This is a genomic window from Nostoc sp. FACHB-110 (assembly GCF_014697425.1).
GTDB lineage: Bacteria > Cyanobacteriota > Cyanobacteriia > Cyanobacteriales > Nostocaceae > Nostoc_B.
In genome coordinates, this window is record NZ_JACJRU010000008.1 from 191,589 (window position 1) to 208,341 (window position 16,753).

A 16,753-nucleotide genomic window follows, 5' to 3' on the forward strand; every position below is an offset into this window, starting at 1 on the left:
ACAAGCCTTTTAGCAATTCTAGATAGTCTGTTTATTTACGCCGACCTGTACTAGATATCAATTAAATAAAAACTATGTTTTAAATGGAAAATTTACGTCGTGTTATTTACATAAACTAATATCAAAAGTAGTTATGATGCAATGGATTTTACCAATCACATTTATTCTGGCTGGGTTATTAGCTGGATTAATTTGTGAAAAATTTCTGTTTCCGAAAATCAAAAAATTTACGGTTCAAAAACATATACCGGGAACCAGGATTATTTTTCAAGCATTACTATAGACTACCTTTTATTTGGTTAGCCTTGGCTGGGATTGCTGCTGCTTTAGTTGTTGCGCCAACAACAGGGTGTAGGGTGTAGGGTGTGGCTGAGTGTGAAGACGGTGATGTCAGGTTCTTGTATCCTCTACCAACACAATTGCCCTCAAGGGCAGGGCTTGTACGAGCGTGGTTGTTGGGGCTGTATTTTCCCTACACCCCTACACCCCACACCCCGCCCCAACGGGGCTTGGTCAAACTTATCTGCGGATTTAGCTATTAACTTCTCAAAAGAGTTTAAAAATCGCATTCTGCCCTAAATTCTCTAGACTTTAGTATATAAGGCAATAGTTTAGGAATCTTAATAATGACGTTAACAACCCAGCAGTTACCTTCAGTGACTTTAGAAAAACTAATTTGGACTTGGCAGGGACACAAAATTCAATACACTGTGATGGGTACGGGAAAGCCTTTAGTGTTAGTTCATGGCTTTGGGGCTTCTATTGGTCACTGGCGAAAAAATATTCCTGTATTAGCTGATGCTGGCTACCGAGTTTTTGCGGTGGATCTTTTGGGCTTTGGTGGTTCAGATAAACCACCTCTGAATTACTGTGTAGAAATTTGGGTAGAACTGCTGAAAGATTTTTGGACGAAGCATATTCAAGAACCTGCGGTATTTATTGGGAACTCGATTGGCGCGCTGATAAGTTTGATAGTGTTAACAGAACATCCAGAGATTTCTGCTGGTGGGGTTTTGATTAATTCTGCGGGTGGTTTGAGTCATCGTCCCCACGAATTGAACCCGCCGCTACGCATTGTGATGGCGACTTTTAACCGAGTTGTACGATCGCCTCTTACTGGTAAATTTGTCTTTAACCGCATTCGCCAAAAACATCAAATTCGCCGCACACTCTACCAAGTTTACCGCGATCGCACTGCCGTTACAGATGAATTAGTTGATTTACTTTATACACCATCCTGTGATCCAGGCGCGCAACAAGTTTTTGCATCAATTCTGACTGCACCGCCTGGCCCCAGTCCCGAGGAACTTTTACCTAAAGTAGAACGTCCATTATTGGTAGTTTGGGGTGCTGCTGATCCTTGGACACCCATTACTGGGGCAAAGATTTACCAAGAGGCGCGTGATAATGGCAAAGATATCAAAATTGTTCCTATCCCAAATGCCGGTCATTGTCCTCACGATGAGGTTCCAGGTATTGTCAACGCCCAAATTCTTGATTGGTTAGCACAAGTCTGAAGTATGAAGTATGTAGACGCGTAGCGGCTTGCCGCAGGCGAGTGTGAAGTATGAAGTAATCATTTCAGACTTCATACTTCATAATTCATCCTTCATTTACCGGGTGAGTACCTTTTGAATTGCACCTTGACAAAATCAAACTCAGGTGGTGTTTAATGGAGCTTGATGTGCGGAATAAAGGGACAATTCCCGTCAGTCAACATCCCGATTTCTCGACGCAAGGCTATCAAGTTGTGCGAGAACTAGGGCAAAACCAGGAAGGCGGACGTATTACTTACCTGGCTAGTGTTTGTCATTCTCAAAAACTAGTAGTAATTAAAGAATTCAGCTTTGATAATGCCGCTACAGACTGGTCAGATTTCAAAGCGTATGAACAAGAAATTGCTATCTTGCAGCAACTTAATCATCCGCGCATTCCTCGCTACGTTGATTGTTTTGTCACTGCGGCAAGTTTTTGTTTAGTCCAAGAGTATAAAAATGCTTCTTCTTTAGGGACAAAACGTGATTTTTCACCAGCAGAAGTTAAGCAGATAGCAATATCAATTTTAGAAATTTTGGTGTATCTGCAATCACAAATTGACCCCATTATCCATCGAGATATTAAACCAGAAAATATTTTAGTGGATGAGCAATTCAATGCTTATTTGGTTGATTTTGGTTTGGCTAGTAGACAGAGTACAGAAGTTGCTTTTAGTACTTTATCTACAGGCACACCTGGTTTTTTACCACCAGAAGAACAGTTTGGTTATGTACTCACCCAGGCTGCTGACTTGTATAGTTTAGGGGCTACATTGATTTGCTTACTTACTAATACCCGCGCGAGCGATATTAGTAAGTTAATGGCGAATGGCGATCGCTGGCAATTCCCTAAATTATCACAGCAATTAAATCCCCGTTTTCGGTCGTGGTTGTTGACAATGGTGCAACCTAACCCCAAAGACCGCTACCCTAACGCAGCTGTCGCTTTAGCAGCCCTGGAACCCATTCCAGTGATAGGGAATGCTACTTTGTTTGAGATTTTACTTGCTACTATCCAATTAAAAAAACGAGCAGCAATGCTAGGGTTAGCAGTTTTTGGGATGTTAGCAGTAGCAGGTGCAACTTTAGTCTTTTCTCAACAGGGTGGGGCAGCCCAGCAATTTAAAGAAAGCAAAGCTTTAATTGATTTCCAATAGTCCTGGAGGCGGTGTAATTTCAATCCGCTTAGTTTGTAAGTCTACCACTGGGGCAATTTCTCGCACAAAGGGAATTAAAACTGTTTTTTGTTTTTTCTCACTGGCAATTAACTGCACTTCTAATAAATCATTGCCAGCAGGGATAACATCTACCACATTACCCAACAATTCCCCCGACTCTTGAAGAAAAACTTCCAAGCCAATCAAATCGACCACATGATATTCATCTTCACCTAATTCGGGGCGATCGCTTGCAGGCACATATAATTGACAATCACGTAATTCTTCAGCTTGGTTGCGATTGTCTACACCAGCTATTCTAATTACATACAAATTTTTGCCATCTAAATAACGACCACTCAATAATTCTATTGGTTGCGGTTCTGTCTCTCCCGGACGCAACATCCATCGTTTTCCCGGTTCTTCAAAGCGTTCGGGAAAATCAGTCTCAGGATAAACCCGCAATTCCCCCGCCAAACCTTGAGGTGCAACAATTTTTCCAATTGTTAACCAATCATCTAAGTTTAAATTTTGGATTTGAGATTTTGGATTCTCCGGGGATTGAGTCTTCACTTTTCCACCAGCTTTCTTCCTTCCCTGCTGTTGACTTATTTGTTCACGATTCATAATCTTTGATTCAAGTTATTAAACCACAGCAGAATTAGCAGAGTAATTCATAATTACGAATTACGAATTATGAATTACGAATTATCAACTAAGCACTCACAACCGCACGCTGATAAGCTTGTTCTACGGCTTTGGCTAGTCGTTGCATACCAGATACGATTTCATCATCGCTACCAGTCAAACTAATGCGGAGACATTGGTGTTTGTGTTGCCATTCTTCTTTCAAACCGGGGAAGAAGGTACTACCAGGAACAACAATGACACCAACTTTTTTCAGTTCTTGATAAAATTCCCAGTCAGTCATGGGTAAATCTTTCAACCATAACCAAGCAAAGATCGCACCTTCTCCACGGTGGAGGAACCAAGGTAAATCTTTAGGCATGGCAGATTCTAGGGTGCTTTCGAGAACTGTAAATTTCTGCTGGTAGAAAGGACGAATAACTTGTTCCGAGATTTGTACCAGACTACCAGAATTGATAGCACGAGAAGCGATCGCCTGTCCATACCGCGAGGGATGAATGCACATATTTGTCTGGAAGCACTCTAGAACTTGAATCAACTTCTCATCACCGATAGCTACACCGATGCGTTCTCCTGGTAAGCCAGCTTTTGACAAACTCATACAATGAATGATGTTGTCGCCAAACACTGGCTGCATATCTGTAAAGTTTAATGCCGGGAAAGGAGGCGCGTAAGCCGAATCAATCAACACAGGTACATTGTAAGCCGCAGCTAAAGCAGCAATTTTCTTCACTTCATCCTCAGTCATCACGTTACCTGTAGGGTTGCAAGGACGAGAGAAGATAATACAGCCAGTATTTTCTGTCACCGACAACTGGCTAAAGTCAGGGCGATATTTAAACTTGTGGTTAGCTGCATCAATATCGAGAGTTGGTTTGTAGGCGACTAAAGCCTCTGGATGTAAGCACACACCACCATAGCCTGTGTAGTCGGGACTTAAAGGTAAAACAATTTGTCTGAGTTCACCGTTGACTGTGTAACCACCAAAAGCGTTAGCAGCGTAGAAGTAGAGAGTTTGGCTACCGGGAGTAATTAAGATATTGCGTGGGGTTAAGTTTAAACCATAGCGTTTGTTGAAGTCATTTGCGATCGCTTCAATTAAAGGCGCGTAACCTTGACTTGAACCATAACGACAAACTACTTCCCCATATTCAGAACTCGCCAACAGTTCGGCTGTTGCATCTCGCCACAGCTGTTCCACCTCTGGCAAAATCAACGGATTTCCCGCACTCAAATTAATTAATTCCTGCCCTTGACTTGCTTGCAACGTTTCTACAATGTCCTTCATAATCGCGCGCACACCAGTAAGGTTGGACATTTGAGCGCCAATTTTCGTTAGGGCAGGGTTCATAAGCTTTGTAAAATAAGGAATAACTCAGGGGTTGACAAAATTTAGAAATTCATGCGGCGGATAGATATCATCTTCCTGCTTTGCCGCCTGTAACTAATGTACCAATCTCACAAGAAAATGCAATTTTAGTTCATATCCAGTAGTGTATCTGTCAACCCTCGAAATTACTTAATAGTCTTTTTCAAAATTCTAAATTTAGATCCCCCCGCCTACGGCGACCCTCTTAAAAAGGGGGTAAAAGAAAGTTATTAGCCGCCCCTTTTTAAGGGGGGTTGAATGTTTTGCTGCCAACGAGAGGACTTTTAAAACATCCTCTAACACACCCTAATGGTTAGACTAAAATAGTGCGTTCAAGGTAGGTTGGGTGAAACGCAGTGAAACTCAACACTTTCAGAATTTTGTTGGGTTACGCTTCGCTTCACCCAACCTACAATTTTTTTGCTGCTTCGGCTTTAACTTGCGCTTTCTTTGAAGTAACTTCTGTTTTAACATTTGCGTGTTTCGCGCAAGCTGTAGCAACTTCTGTTTTGATGTTATGCCAATTTGTAATTGCGAATTGGGGCGTTGGATAATTGCAGGATAATTTTTGTTGTATCATGCTGAGTGCAGTAACGCAGAACGTAGATGCGATCGCCTCTACCCTACACTTTGTTACGCTCAGAATGATAATTTATTCCCAATTTATATAGGAGGGCTAACGCGTGGAAGTTAAAGCCGCAGTAGCTTACGGCGCGGGTAAGCCGCTAACTATTGAAACTGTGCAATTATCAGGGCCACAAGCTGGAGAAGTTTTAGTAGAAATTAAAGCTTCTGGAGTTTGCCACACCGATGCTTATACCCTTTCGGGTGCTGACCCTGAAGGTTTGTTTCCGGCAATTTTAGGGCATGAAGGTGCTGGTGTGGTAGTTGAGGTGGGTGCTGGTGTCACCAGCGTTAAACCTGGAGACCATGTAATTCCCTTATACACCCCAGAATGCCGCCAATGTGAATATTGTCTCAGCTTAAAAACCAATCTTTGTCAAGCAATTCGTTCTACCCAAGGGCGCGGTGTCATGCCAGATGGTACTAGCCGTTTTAGGATTGGTGGAGAGATGATTCACCATTATATGGGGACATCTACATTTGCTAACTATACAGTGCTACCAGAAATTGCCGTTGCCAAAATTCGAGAAGATGCCCCCTTTGACAAAGTTTGTTACATCGGCTGCGGCGTAACCACAGGTATTGGTGCAGTTATTTATACAGCTAAAGTCGAACCAGGGGCAAAAGTTATAGTTTTCGGTTTAGGTGGTATTGGCTTAAACGTCATCCAAGGCGCGCGAATGGTAGGAGCCGATATGATTGTGGGAGTAGATATAAATCCCAGCAAGCGCGCCTTAGCCGAAAAGTTTGGCATGACACACTTTGTTAACCCCAAAGAAGTTGAAGGTGATTTAGTTAGTTACTTAGTTGATTTAACTAAAGGCGGTGCTGACTACACTTTTGAATGTATTGGTAACGTCAAAGTCATGCGTCAAGCCCTAGAATGCTGTCATAAAGGTTGGGGTGTGAGCGTCATTATTGGTGTAGCTGGTGCAGGACAAGAAATCAGCACTCGTCCATTTCAACTAGTTACTGGTAGAGTGTGGAAAGGTTCAGCCTTTGGTGGTGCTAGAGGGCGGACAGATGTACCGAAAATCGTTGATTGGTACATGGATGGCAAAATCAACATCGATGATTTAATCACCCATGTTATGCCAATTGAGCAAATTAACGATGCCTTAGACTTGATGCACAAAGGCGAATCGATTCGCACTGTTGTGACATTTTAGGCTTAGAGTGAATGAATTCGCGGCTATACAAGCACGCATCCGCCTGCGCGGACTAATTAAAATTAACAGTTTACTAACCCGCGCAGGCGGGTTTTGTCTGTGTATATGCGGTTTCTAACCGCCCAATTCTGTGGCGTAATTACCGAAAGACCGATGAAATTTGTAAATAGTTAAGGTGATGCTACTGGATAAAGACGTGAAGACCGATCCAAACAGTTGCATTTTTCTTCATATAATAACGATATAAAAACAAAACTGACTCTTCTGTAAATCACTATCACTAACAGCTTGTTGCAAGCGATCGCACTCAAGATAAACAACGCAGAGAAAGCCCTATAGTTAGCATAAGATTGACTACATTCTGGCAATGCTATCTTTGAGGAGTATAAATCATAGTCTGATAGGAGGCTTACATGGACTTATTGAGAATTCTAGCGGCGATTTTTCTACCGCCTTTGGGAGTATTTTTACAAGTAGGTTTAGGGAAAGATTTTTGGATTAATATCCTGTTGACATTTTTTGGGTATATTCCGGGGATTGTACACGCAGTTTGGATAATTGCTAGGAAATAATCGCGATCGCTTGATGATCACCAATTGCAGATAGTACGTAAACAATAGTGGTTTTCATCAAGCATTGTGACAATTTTGGCAAAACCTGAAGGTTGCGCCTCGATGTGTTGGCAAAATATTCATTGTTCAGGTAATAATACTACTTCTCCAAGACGTGAAGACCGATCCAGTTAGTTGCGCTCCGCTTCATACAATAACCATATAAGAATTTGTTTTCTCTGCGCTTCATATTTGGAGTGGTTATTCAAACGGCCTATGCAACCTACTAACCCTAACCAATTTACCGAAAAAGCTTGGGAAGCGATCGCCCACACACCAGATATTGCTAAACAATATCACCAACAACAAATCGAAAGCGAACATCTGCTAAAAGCACTGCTAGAACAAGAAGGGCTAACCAGCAGTATTTTAACCAAGGCGGGTGTGAATCTGCAAAAAATCCGCGATCGCACCGATCAATTTCTCCAACGTCAGCCAAAGGTATCGGGTAGCAGCAGTTCTGTCTTTTTAGGACGCAGCTTAGACACACTGCTAGACCGGGCTGATAATTATCGCAAAGAATTTAAAGACGAATATATTTCCATTGAACACTTATTGCTTGGTTATGCCAAAGATGACCGTTTTGGTAAGGGTCTACTGCAAGAATTCGGTTTAGACGAAGGCAAGCTGAAAAATATTATTAAACAAATTCGAGGGAACCAGAAAGTGACCGACCAAAATCCAGAAGGTAAATACGAAGCACTGGAAAAATATGGACGCGACCTCACAGAAGCGGCGCGTAAAGGTCAACTCGATCCAGTGATAGGCCGGGATGATGAGATTCGCCGTACTGTGCAGATTCTCTCGCGCCGTACCAAAAATAACCCCGTATTAATTGGCGAACCTGGTGTAGGTAAAACTGCGATCGCAGAAGGACTCGCCCAACGCATCGTCGCTGGTGATGTGCCTCAATCCCTCAAAGACCGCAAACTCATTGCCTTGGATATGGGAGCTTTGATTGCTGGGGCAAAATTCCGTGGTGAATTTGAAGAACGCCTAAAAGCAGTCTTAAAAGAAGTTACCGAATCTGGCGGCAATATAGTTCTATTTATTGATGAAATTCATACTGTTGTTGGTGCGGGTGCAACCCAAGGGGCGATGGATGCGGGTAACTTATTAAAACCAATGTTGGCGCGGGGTGAATTGCGTTGTATTGGGGCGACAACCTTAGATGAATATCGCAAATATATCGAAAAAGATGCCGCCTTAGAAAGACGTTTCCAACAAGTTTACGTCGATCAGCCCAGCGTTGAAGATACAATTTCGATTTTGCGTGGCTTGCGGGAACGCTATGAAAACCACCACGGGGTGAAAATTTCCGATAGTGCTTTAGTAGCTGCCGCTACATTGTCTGGGAGATATATTAGCGATCGCTTTTTGCCAGATAAAGCCATCGACTTAGTAGACGAAGCCGCCGCCCGGTTGAAAATGGAGATTACCTCCAAACCAGAAGAACTCGACGAAATCGACCGCAAGATTCTCCAATTAGAAATGGAGAAATTATCTTTGCAAAAAGAAAGCGATGCGGCTTCCCGTGAACGCTTGGGAAGATTAGAAAAAGAAATTGCCGACCTCAAAGAAGAACAAAGAACTCTCAGTGCCCAATGGCAGTCTGAAAAAGACATTATCAACAAAATTCAGTCCATTAAGAAAGAAATTGAACGGGTAAATTTAGAAATTCAGCAAGCAGAACGCAACTACGACCTCAACCGCGCTGCTGAATTAAAATACGGCAACTTAACTGATTTGCATCGCAAACTCGAAATCGCCGAAAGTGAATTAGCCAACGCCCAAAGAAGTGGTAAATCATTACTGCGCGAAGAAGTCACCGAATCTGATATTGCCGAAGTTATTTCTAAATGGACAGGAATTCCTATCAGCAAGTTAGTAGAATCGGAAAAAGAAAAACTGCTGCATTTAGAAGATGAATTACACCGCCGGGTAATTGGGCAAAATGAAGCCGTCACCGCCGTTGCTGATGCGATTCAGCGATCGCGTGCTGGACTTGCTGACCCCAATCGTCCCATTGCTAGCTTTGTTTTCTTGGGGCCGACTGGTGTAGGTAAAACCGAGTTAGCGAAAGCCTTGGCGACATATATGTTCGACACCGAAGATGCACTGGTGCGGATTGATATGTCCGAGTATATGGAAAAACACGCAGTTTCTCGCTTAATCGGTGCGCCTCCTGGCTACGTCGGTTACGAAGAAGGCGGACAACTCACCGAATCAATCCGCCGTCGCCCTTATGCAGTGATTCTGTTTGACGAAATCGAAAAAGCCCACCCCGATGTCTTCAACATCTTCCTGCAAATTCTCGATGATGGACGCGTCACTGATGCCCAAGGTCACACCGTGGACTTCAAGAACACAATTATCATTATGACCAGTAACATCGGTTCACAGTACATTCTCGATATTGCTGGGGATAATTCTCGCTACGACGAAATGCGCCATCGTGTCATGGAAGCCATGCGCAATAGCTTCCGGCCAGAATTCCTCAACCGAATTGATGAACTGATCATCTTCCACAGCTTGGATAAAAAAGAACTGCGGCACATTGTCCAGTTGCAAGTGGGAAGATTAAGAGAAAGGTTGAGCGATCGCAAGATTTCCCTCAAACTCGCCGATGTTGCCCTTGACTTCTTAGCAGAGGTAGGCTACGACCCAGTATTTGGGGCGCGTCCACTAAAGCGGGCGATTCAACGCGAGTTAGAAACCCAAATTGCCAAAGCCATCTTACGCGGCGAATTTAATGATGGCGACACGATTTTTGTCGATGTACAAAATGAACGTCTGGCTTTTAGCCGTTTGCCTGTTGAAGTATTCAGCAGCTAATTTCAGATTGTTTCACTAAAAAACGCAGAGATGTGTCTTTGCGTTTTTTTATGGGTTGTTATCGGGTTCTGTTGCCAAGAAAGCTGGATTTCGTTGTCTTGGTGAGTAATCCGCAACCAATTCTGCCCCATAACTACCTCTATCACTGGTTAGCTAATCTGATGCTAACTTAAGTCAGTAATTTACCTAGACAGTGGCTGACGTTGATTTGCGTTGAAGTCACAAAGCTATGACTTTTATACTTGAGAGTTTAACCATGTTTCCAAATCTGCGATCGCAGAAAAATCTAGCAAAGCTTCAGCTAAAGCTTCTATTTGTTCTAGCGACAAAGCCTGAATTTGGGACAGCAATACATCAGAAATCTTACCCAATTTACGATTCAACAGTCGAAGAACAAGTGTTTGCCCTTCTTCTTGCCTTGCTTCTTCCTTAGCTTCCCGAATAGCCCGTGGTTCTTCTTTAATTAGTCCCAACATTGCGGCAATCTCCTCTCGGCTTAGATTAGAAAACTTGTAAAGTATTATCAAGGCTGAAGTCTGAAGTATGAAGTCTGAAAACTAATATAGACAACCTATCCTCCATCATTCCTTTTTTACACTTCAGACTTTTTTCATCCTTGATTGTACTTGAGAGACTAAATTTTAGCGATCGCTTCCCAGTCCGCGATAAAATTCTCAAGCACAATAGCGCAATTCATTCTCATGCAAGTCAACTGGCAACCTGTTAAAACTTACGAAGACATTCTTTATCACAAAACTGATGGCATTGCCAAAATTACCATCAACCGCCCTCACAAACGTAATGCTTTCCGTCCAAAAACTGTCTTTGAACTGTATGATGCGTTTTGTGATGCCCGTGAAGATACAAATATTGGCGTAGTTTTATTTACGGGTGCAGGCCCCCACACTGATGGCAAATACGCCTTTTGTTCTGGCGGCGACCAAAGTGTGCGCGGACAAGCTGGTTATGTAGATGATGCTGGTATACCTCGCTTAAATGTGCTGGATTTGCAACGCTTGATTCGGTCAATGCCAAAGGTGGTGATTGCCTTAGTTGCGGGATATGCTATTGGTGGCGGTCACGTTTTACACTTGATTTGCGACCTGACTATTGCTGCTGATAACGCGATTTTTGGACAGACTGGGCCGAAAGTTGGGAGTTTTGATGGTGGGTTTGGTGCTAGTTATCTCGCCCGCATTGTTGGACAGAAAAAAGCCCGAGAAATTTGGTTTCTCTGCCGCCAATACAACGCCCAGCAAGCCCTAGAAATGGGTTTAGTTAATTGTGTTGTGCCAATTGAACAATTAGAAACCGAAGGTATTCAATGGGCGCAGGAAATATTACAAAAAAGTCCGATCGCAATTCGCTGTCTTAAGGCTGCATTCAACGCTGATTGTGATGGCCAAGCGGGTTTACAAGAACTCGCTGGTAATGCAACTTTACTTTATTACATGACCGAAGAAGGTGCGGAAGGAAAACAAGCATTTTTAGAAAAGCGATCGCCCGATTTTCGCTCTTTTCCTTGGTTGCCTTAAAATGGCAAAAATCGCACCTTTAAGCAGCACCAATTTTTGCTGAGATAATCTTGTTTAAGTGATTTGGCAAAATCTTGTCACGCAGATTGTCTATTAGCAATCACACAGTTGGGATGAGGTGCGATTTTTCAAGATGTCAATTGGATAGCACTGAAAATTTCCAGCCAAATTTTTTTTAAACAACTAACTAAATACACTAAAAATAACAGTTAAATTAGGACTGTTTTAACCTCAGTTTCTTCAGAAATCAGATTCACAGTTTCCTCAACAGGTAAAACAGCAATATTTTCCGTCCCAGAAACCAAAGAATGAGAAGTTCCTAAAACAGGGGTTGCATCTGGCAAACTCCAAGAATCCTCCAATGTTTCCCAAGAAGGCGCAAAAGGTGGAAGTGCTAAAGAACAAGCTTTCCATGTTGCTTGTACTGGCGCGCCTAACTGTTGACACATTCCGCCACGACGACCCTCTGGCTTGTAGTGACGGCAATATCTACAGGCAGATGTTAAAAAATTAATCGGTTTCATTTGGGTTCATCTTTAGTGCCGTTTCGGGCTAATTTGCATCTTTATATTTTGCGTCTAGATACAAATACGGATTATTGCCAACAAATGATTATTTGATATGTGTTCTAGCGATCCCAACAGAAAAATAAACTTTAGGATGTTTTTATAATTTCGTCATATTTATCAAAGATTGGTAGAGCAAATACCTACAGATTTTTGCCTTTAACTGGCTAGGGATCAAGGGGAAAGATAAAGTTTTAGATGCAGCCGACAATTTACTTTATTAGTTTATATAAGCTCAGTATAGCTATTTAACGATAAAATACTGTATATAATTTAGCTATTATTACCTAATAAATACCCTAAATATTACTGATACATCAAAGGCAAAAATTTATTTATATCCAAATATGGAGTTATAATAAACACCAAAAATTCAGCAACTCAAAAGCTCAGTAAGGCTGAATAATTTTTGAGCATGAAAAGAACTTATACCAATTCTTGATTAAGACTTATAGAGAAAACTCTACTGTCTGCCTCACCTACCCTTGCTAAGGGGAGGTTGGGAGGAGTGAAAATAATGTGCAATTTCACGGAGAATTGGTATTAAAATCATGGCCACAAAGGAAATTTCTGACTCAGGCAAAGTTATTAGATGTTAAACAGCCCTCAACCAGCAAAATTATATATATCCTCTATTCTGATATGTCTGTATCATAAGTATGATTTGTGCTTAATTATGTAGTTATGCCCGTTAGTAGGTAAATCATCAATCTCTCAAAAAAGCACTTTGTTTATACGTAGTGTTTAGGCAAATCTTGATTTTTAGGCAAAAATACTTTTACATCCTTATTTATTAATTCCTAACTATTTTTTGAGAACTGAGAATTTAACCCTATATTTCTGAATAATCTTGTAAATATCATCATAAAATGCCCCAATAATTTAAACATCACCGAAATTATTCTCTTTTCATGAAATAAATTGATATTTATTTAACAATGGCAACGTCGTAGACAGCAAACGAAAAAATGCTGATCTGAACTATATTGCAATACAGTTCAGTTAAGGCAACAACTTAGACTGGTGTAGGTTGGGTGGAGGAACGGAACCCAACATTGACGCATACTTTGTTGGGTTACGCTATCGCTACACCCAACCTTGTATCTTAACTGAACCGTATTGCTCTAAAGTTGAGTAAATAATTGTGATTCTTACACAGAGTAATCTAGAAATTGTTTTCAGGAGAAATATCGAAAAATTAAAGCCGCAGTTTATATAACCACGGCATTTTTCACCAAATATTCAAAATTATTTTCGGTATTTACTGAGAGTCAACAGCGTAATCAATTAACTGGCTAAGACGCAAACGCAAGGTTTCTAGCCCTAAACGTTCACTAGCTGAAATAAACACAGCTAAAGGAAACTCTTCTTGCGCTATGGCTAGTCTCTCGCTGTCTACTTGATCTATTTTGTTAAAGGCAACTAGCGCAGGGCCGGGAGTTACAGGCATGGCTGCGAGAATTTCCCGAACTGAGCGAATGTGCATCAACCAAGCAGGATGAGACAAATCGACTAAATGCAGTAAAGCATCAGCTTCTGTGACTTCTTCCAAGGTGGCGCGAAAGGCATCCATTAAAGATGCAGGTAATTCGTGGATGAACCCTACAGTATCTGTAATGAGAATTTCTTGGGGTTCATTAGTGTCAGCATGGGGAATTACCAAGCGGCGCGTCGTGGGGTCGAGAGTCGCAAACAGCTGGTCGGCTGTATATACTTCGGCATTGGTCAAGGCATTTAGCAAGGTGGACTTGCCTGCGTTGGTGTAACCTACCAAAGCGACTGAAGGAACTTCTTGATGTTGTCGCCGTTGGCGTAGGCGCGAACGATGGGCTTGCAACTGGTTGACTTCTTGTTGCAGTCGAGAAATGCGTCTTTGAATAGCCCGGCGTTCTGTTTCTAGTTTGGTTTCACCAGGGCCACGAGTACCAATACCACCCCCCAACCGAGACATTGCCTGCCCTCTACCAGTTAGTCGCGGCAGCATATATTCTAGCTGCGCTAGTTCTACCTGTAATTTACCAGCACGAGACTGGGCGCGTTGGGCGAAGATATCTAATATTACTTCTGTGCGGTCAACTACCCGAACACCAATTTGCGCTTCTAAGTTGCGGACTTGGGCGGGTGAGAGGTCACGGTCAAAGACAACGAGGTTACATCCCAGGGTTTGGGCAGTTAAGGCGACTTCTTGCACCTTACCTTCACCAATCACTGTTTGCGGATGAATACGCGATCGCTTTTGTTGTACTGTTTGTAGTACATCACCGCCAGCAGTATCTACCAACCGTCCCAACTCTGCTAGAGTGTCGTGGAATTGTTGGAGAGTCAACCCATCAGTCATTACTCCGACAATTAGCACGCGGTCATGATCTGCATCTACTTCTTGGGCGACGAATTCCCGACGGAATTCTTCTTCTAGTCCTTCGACTAAATCGATAAAGTCTTGTTCGGCTAGCATATCTAAGCTCATCGGCGGCGATATGCTGGAGTAGATTGCTGAATCTTGAGCCTTGAGCGCTAAATTTTGGGCTGCTACTAGCTGTTTATTACGCGATACTAAATGAGCTAAATAAACTTCTTTGACGTATCCTGTAGCACCACCACCACGCCGAGTAAATCCTGTCCCAGTAATATTTAGCATCACCAATGCGTCTAAGCGTTGCATTGCCATAGCTGTCAGGGCCACTTCATTTGGTGGTTCTGATTTCAGATGTGTGGCAATACAGCGAATACCGCTAAGACGTTCTGCACCGTAACGGGGCAGTTCTAGCGGGGGAATTTGGGTCTGACGCGGTGTGCCTACCCCAACACGAATCACTTGTCCGCGACGGTTGAGATAGGCACACACAGGTTGATTGATTTCTGTGCTAATTGCTGCCAGACGCTGGGAGAATTCAGGCGTTGTGATGCGATCGCCTGGTATACGCTGGTGGTACAGCCGCTGTAGTTGTTTCAGCTGGCTGGACTTTAAACCTTGGAGATTTCCGAAGATAGTCTCTATAGGCGTTTATGACCAGATAACTGGCCCTCCGAATCCATCTATTGTTTATTTTACAACAGTTTCTAGGGTGTAAGCTCTGTCTTGTGGTAGGTGCATTCTCAAATGAGCTTGGAGAATTTAATTTATCTCCACCGTTGCACAGCCCCTTGCAATTCCTTTGATAACCAACCATCGAATTGCGGATAAACAGGCAACCGAGGCAATAATTTCCATCCTGCAGGTTCTAAAATATTTCTCAATTCTTGCTCTTGAAGATGAGGATAATCGGGATTTACTTCATCTTTTGGCCCAATTCCACCTAAATCTCTTGCACCAGCTTCGATACAAGCAAGTAACCATTGCTCATCTTTCACTAAATTTGGTGGAATTTGAATTATTATATCTGGTGGTAAAATCTGACGTGCTTTGGCTATGACTTTTGGTAACTGATTAGGGTCAAAAGCTTCTGCATCAAAGGTTTGCTGATTACCTGGGCTGTGGGGTTGCAAAATAACTTCTTGAATATGATGATAGCGTTCGTGAATATTAGATATCGCTTCTAATGTTTCCCAGCAATCATCAAAAGTTTCGCCAATTCCTAACAGTAACCCTGTGGTAAAAGGAATTTGTAACTCTCCCGCCCACTTTAATTGTTGTAGCCTGAGTTCTGGTAATTTACTCGGTGCATAGCGATGAACAGTTTCTAATAATTTTGGTGTTAACTGTTCTAGCATCAAACCCATTGATACATTGACGCTTTTTAGTTGTTCCATCTCTGCAAAACTCAAAGGCCCAGCATTGGTATGGGGGAGAAATCCCAGAGTTAGAGCTAATTTACATAAATCGTAGATTCTTTGAAACCATGCTTGACGCTGTGGCGAGTGAGGGTGTACTTCTCCACTGAGAATGAGGATTTCGCAGACTTTTTTCGTTTGCAGCCGTTTTAATAGTGTTTCTGCTGCTAATAAACTCATCCAAGGGCTTTCGCCAGGGTTGGTACGAAAGTTGCAGTAGGTACAGCGGTTGAAGCACTCATAGGTGGGAACGATTGTGTAAGCAGGGCTGTAAGTCACGCTAAAAGTGTTGGCAACTGACATAAGATCAAGATTTTGAAGAATTGTAAATAACAGCTACTTATTAAAAATGCGGCACTCTGTATTGTGAAACCTTCGCTGTAGCTCAGTATTAGAGCTTTCCCCAGGACAGGTAAAAAATTTTTTTCTCAGAATGCTTTACAAATTGCAATGTTATTGTTTAAGATATGTAACAACAGGTAAAAACACCTGGAACATACATAACCAAAGCAATCATAAAGACATGACAGCAACCTTACAACAGCGCAAAAGCGCCAACGTATGGGAGCAGTTCTGCAACTGGATTACCAGCACCAACAACCGCCTGTATATTGGCTGGTTCGGCGTGTTAATGATCCCCACCTTGCTAGCTGCAACCACCTGCTTCGTAATCGCCTTCATCGCTGCACCCCCCGTAGACATCGATGGTATCCGTGAACCTGTAGCAGGTTCCTTACTGTACGGAAACAACATCATCTCCGGCGCAGTAGTACCTTCCTCTAACGCAATTGGTTTGCACTTCTACCCAATTTGGGAAGCAGCTTCTTTAGATGAATGGCTGTACAACGGTGGCCCATACCAATTGGTAATCTTCCACTTCCTGATTGGCGTATTCTGCTACTTAGGACGTGAGTGGGAACTATCCTACCGCTT

The 16,753-nt window shown here is 42.5% G+C and carries 14 protein-coding genes and 1 pseudogene; 9 read left to right on the forward strand and 6 right to left on the reverse strand.

Annotated elements, in window-relative coordinates; translation table 11 throughout:
- Window positions 1-133 precede the first annotated feature (133 nt).
- The 4 genes from H6G69_RS10810 (at window position 134) to H6G69_RS10825 (ending at window position 2,692) form a co-directional block, all read left to right on the forward strand.
- Complete coding sequence (locus H6G69_RS10810; RefSeq protein ID WP_190685749.1) at window positions 134-283, forward strand: hypothetical protein; 150 nt, start codon at window positions 134-136, stop codon at window positions 281-283.
- Window positions 284-387: 104 nt separating this feature from the next.
- Window positions 388-579: a hypothetical protein gene (locus H6G69_RS10815; RefSeq protein ID WP_190685752.1), complete on the forward strand. Its 192-nt coding sequence runs from the start codon at window positions 388-390 to the stop codon at window positions 577-579.
- Window positions 580-626: 47 nt separating this feature from the next.
- Window positions 627-1,517 carry an alpha/beta fold hydrolase gene (locus H6G69_RS10820; RefSeq protein WP_190685755.1) on the forward strand — a complete coding sequence of 297 codons (891 nt, stop codon included), beginning with the start codon at window positions 627-629 and terminating at the stop codon, window positions 1,515-1,517.
- 155 nt (window positions 1,518-1,672) lie between these two features.
- Window positions 1,673-2,692 carry a serine/threonine-protein kinase gene (locus tag H6G69_RS10825; protein WP_190685757.1) on the forward strand — a complete coding sequence of 340 codons (1,020 nt, stop codon included), beginning with the start codon at window positions 1,673-1,675 and terminating at the stop codon, window positions 2,690-2,692.
- On the opposite strand, the gene rimM is transcribed toward H6G69_RS10825, so the two are convergent.
- Both rimM and H6G69_RS10835 read right to left on the reverse strand, forming a co-directional pair.
- Complete coding sequence (gene rimM, locus H6G69_RS10830) at window positions 2,675-3,319, reverse strand: ribosome maturation factor RimM (protein ID WP_190685760.1); 645 nt, start codon at window positions 3,317-3,319, stop codon at window positions 2,675-2,677. The two genes, H6G69_RS10825 and rimM, sit on opposite strands and share 18 nt — an antisense overlap.
- An 88-nt stretch (window positions 3,320-3,407) precedes the next feature.
- The gene (locus H6G69_RS10835; protein WP_190685763.1) at window positions 3,408-4,691 is read right to left on the reverse strand and encodes a valine--pyruvate transaminase; all 1,284 of its coding nucleotides are present in this window, start codon (window positions 4,689-4,691) and stop codon (window positions 3,408-3,410) included.
- 701 nt (window positions 4,692-5,392) lie between these two features.
- On the opposite strand from H6G69_RS10835, the gene H6G69_RS10840 reads away from it, so the two are divergent.
- From H6G69_RS10840 to clpB, 3 genes are all read left to right on the forward strand, one after another.
- Window positions 5,393-6,502: an S-(hydroxymethyl)glutathione dehydrogenase/class III alcohol dehydrogenase gene (locus tag H6G69_RS10840; protein ID WP_190685766.1), complete on the forward strand. Its 1,110-nt coding sequence runs from the start codon at window positions 5,393-5,395 to the stop codon at window positions 6,500-6,502.
- 413 nt (window positions 6,503-6,915) lie between these two features.
- Complete coding sequence (locus H6G69_RS10845; protein ID WP_190685769.1) at window positions 6,916-7,074, forward strand: YqaE/Pmp3 family membrane protein; 159 nt, start codon at window positions 6,916-6,918, stop codon at window positions 7,072-7,074.
- 255 nt (window positions 7,075-7,329) lie between these two features.
- Window positions 7,330-9,948 carry an ATP-dependent chaperone ClpB gene (gene clpB / locus H6G69_RS10850; RefSeq protein WP_190685772.1) on the forward strand — a complete coding sequence of 873 codons (2,619 nt, stop codon included), beginning with the start codon at window positions 7,330-7,332 and terminating at the stop codon, window positions 9,946-9,948.
- A 236-nt stretch (window positions 9,949-10,184) separates the two neighbouring features.
- Here the strand turns inward: clpB and H6G69_RS10855 are convergent, their stop codons facing one another.
- The gene (locus H6G69_RS10855) at window positions 10,185-10,424 is read right to left on the reverse strand and encodes a DUF4351 domain-containing protein (RefSeq protein ID WP_190685774.1); all 240 of its coding nucleotides are present in this window, start codon (window positions 10,422-10,424) and stop codon (window positions 10,185-10,187) included.
- A gap of 225 nt (window positions 10,425-10,649) precedes the next feature.
- Here H6G69_RS10855 and menB point away from each other — a divergent pair, with 225 nt between their 5' ends.
- Window positions 10,650-11,483, forward strand: a complete 834-nt coding sequence (gene menB, locus H6G69_RS10860) for a 1,4-dihydroxy-2-naphthoyl-CoA synthase (protein WP_190685777.1) — start codon at window positions 10,650-10,652, stop codon at window positions 11,481-11,483.
- A 209-nt stretch (window positions 11,484-11,692) separates the two neighbouring features.
- Here menB and H6G69_RS10865 read toward each other — a convergent pair whose 3' ends face one another.
- From H6G69_RS10865 to cofG, 3 genes are all read right to left on the reverse strand, one after another.
- Entirely contained in the window at window positions 11,693-12,007 is a 315-nt protein-coding gene (locus H6G69_RS10865; RefSeq protein WP_190685780.1) for a hypothetical protein, read from the reverse strand.
- Between the two features lie 1,303 nt (window positions 12,008-13,310).
- Window positions 13,311-15,047, reverse strand: coding sequence for a GTPase HflX (hflX, locus tag H6G69_RS10870; protein ID WP_190685825.1), 1,737 nt, complete (start codon window positions 15,045-15,047; stop codon window positions 13,311-13,313).
- Between the two features lie 122 nt (window positions 15,048-15,169).
- On the reverse strand, window positions 15,170-16,123 hold the full coding sequence (cofG, locus tag H6G69_RS10875; protein ID WP_190685784.1) for a 7,8-didemethyl-8-hydroxy-5-deazariboflavin synthase subunit CofG: 954 nt from the start codon (window positions 16,121-16,123) through the stop codon (window positions 15,170-15,172).
- A 220-nt stretch (window positions 16,124-16,343) separates the two neighbouring features.
- Between cofG and H6G69_RS10880 the strand changes: the two are divergent.
- Window positions 16,344-16,753 (forward strand): annotated as a pseudogene (locus tag H6G69_RS10880) (photosystem II q(b) protein); the annotation flags it as partial.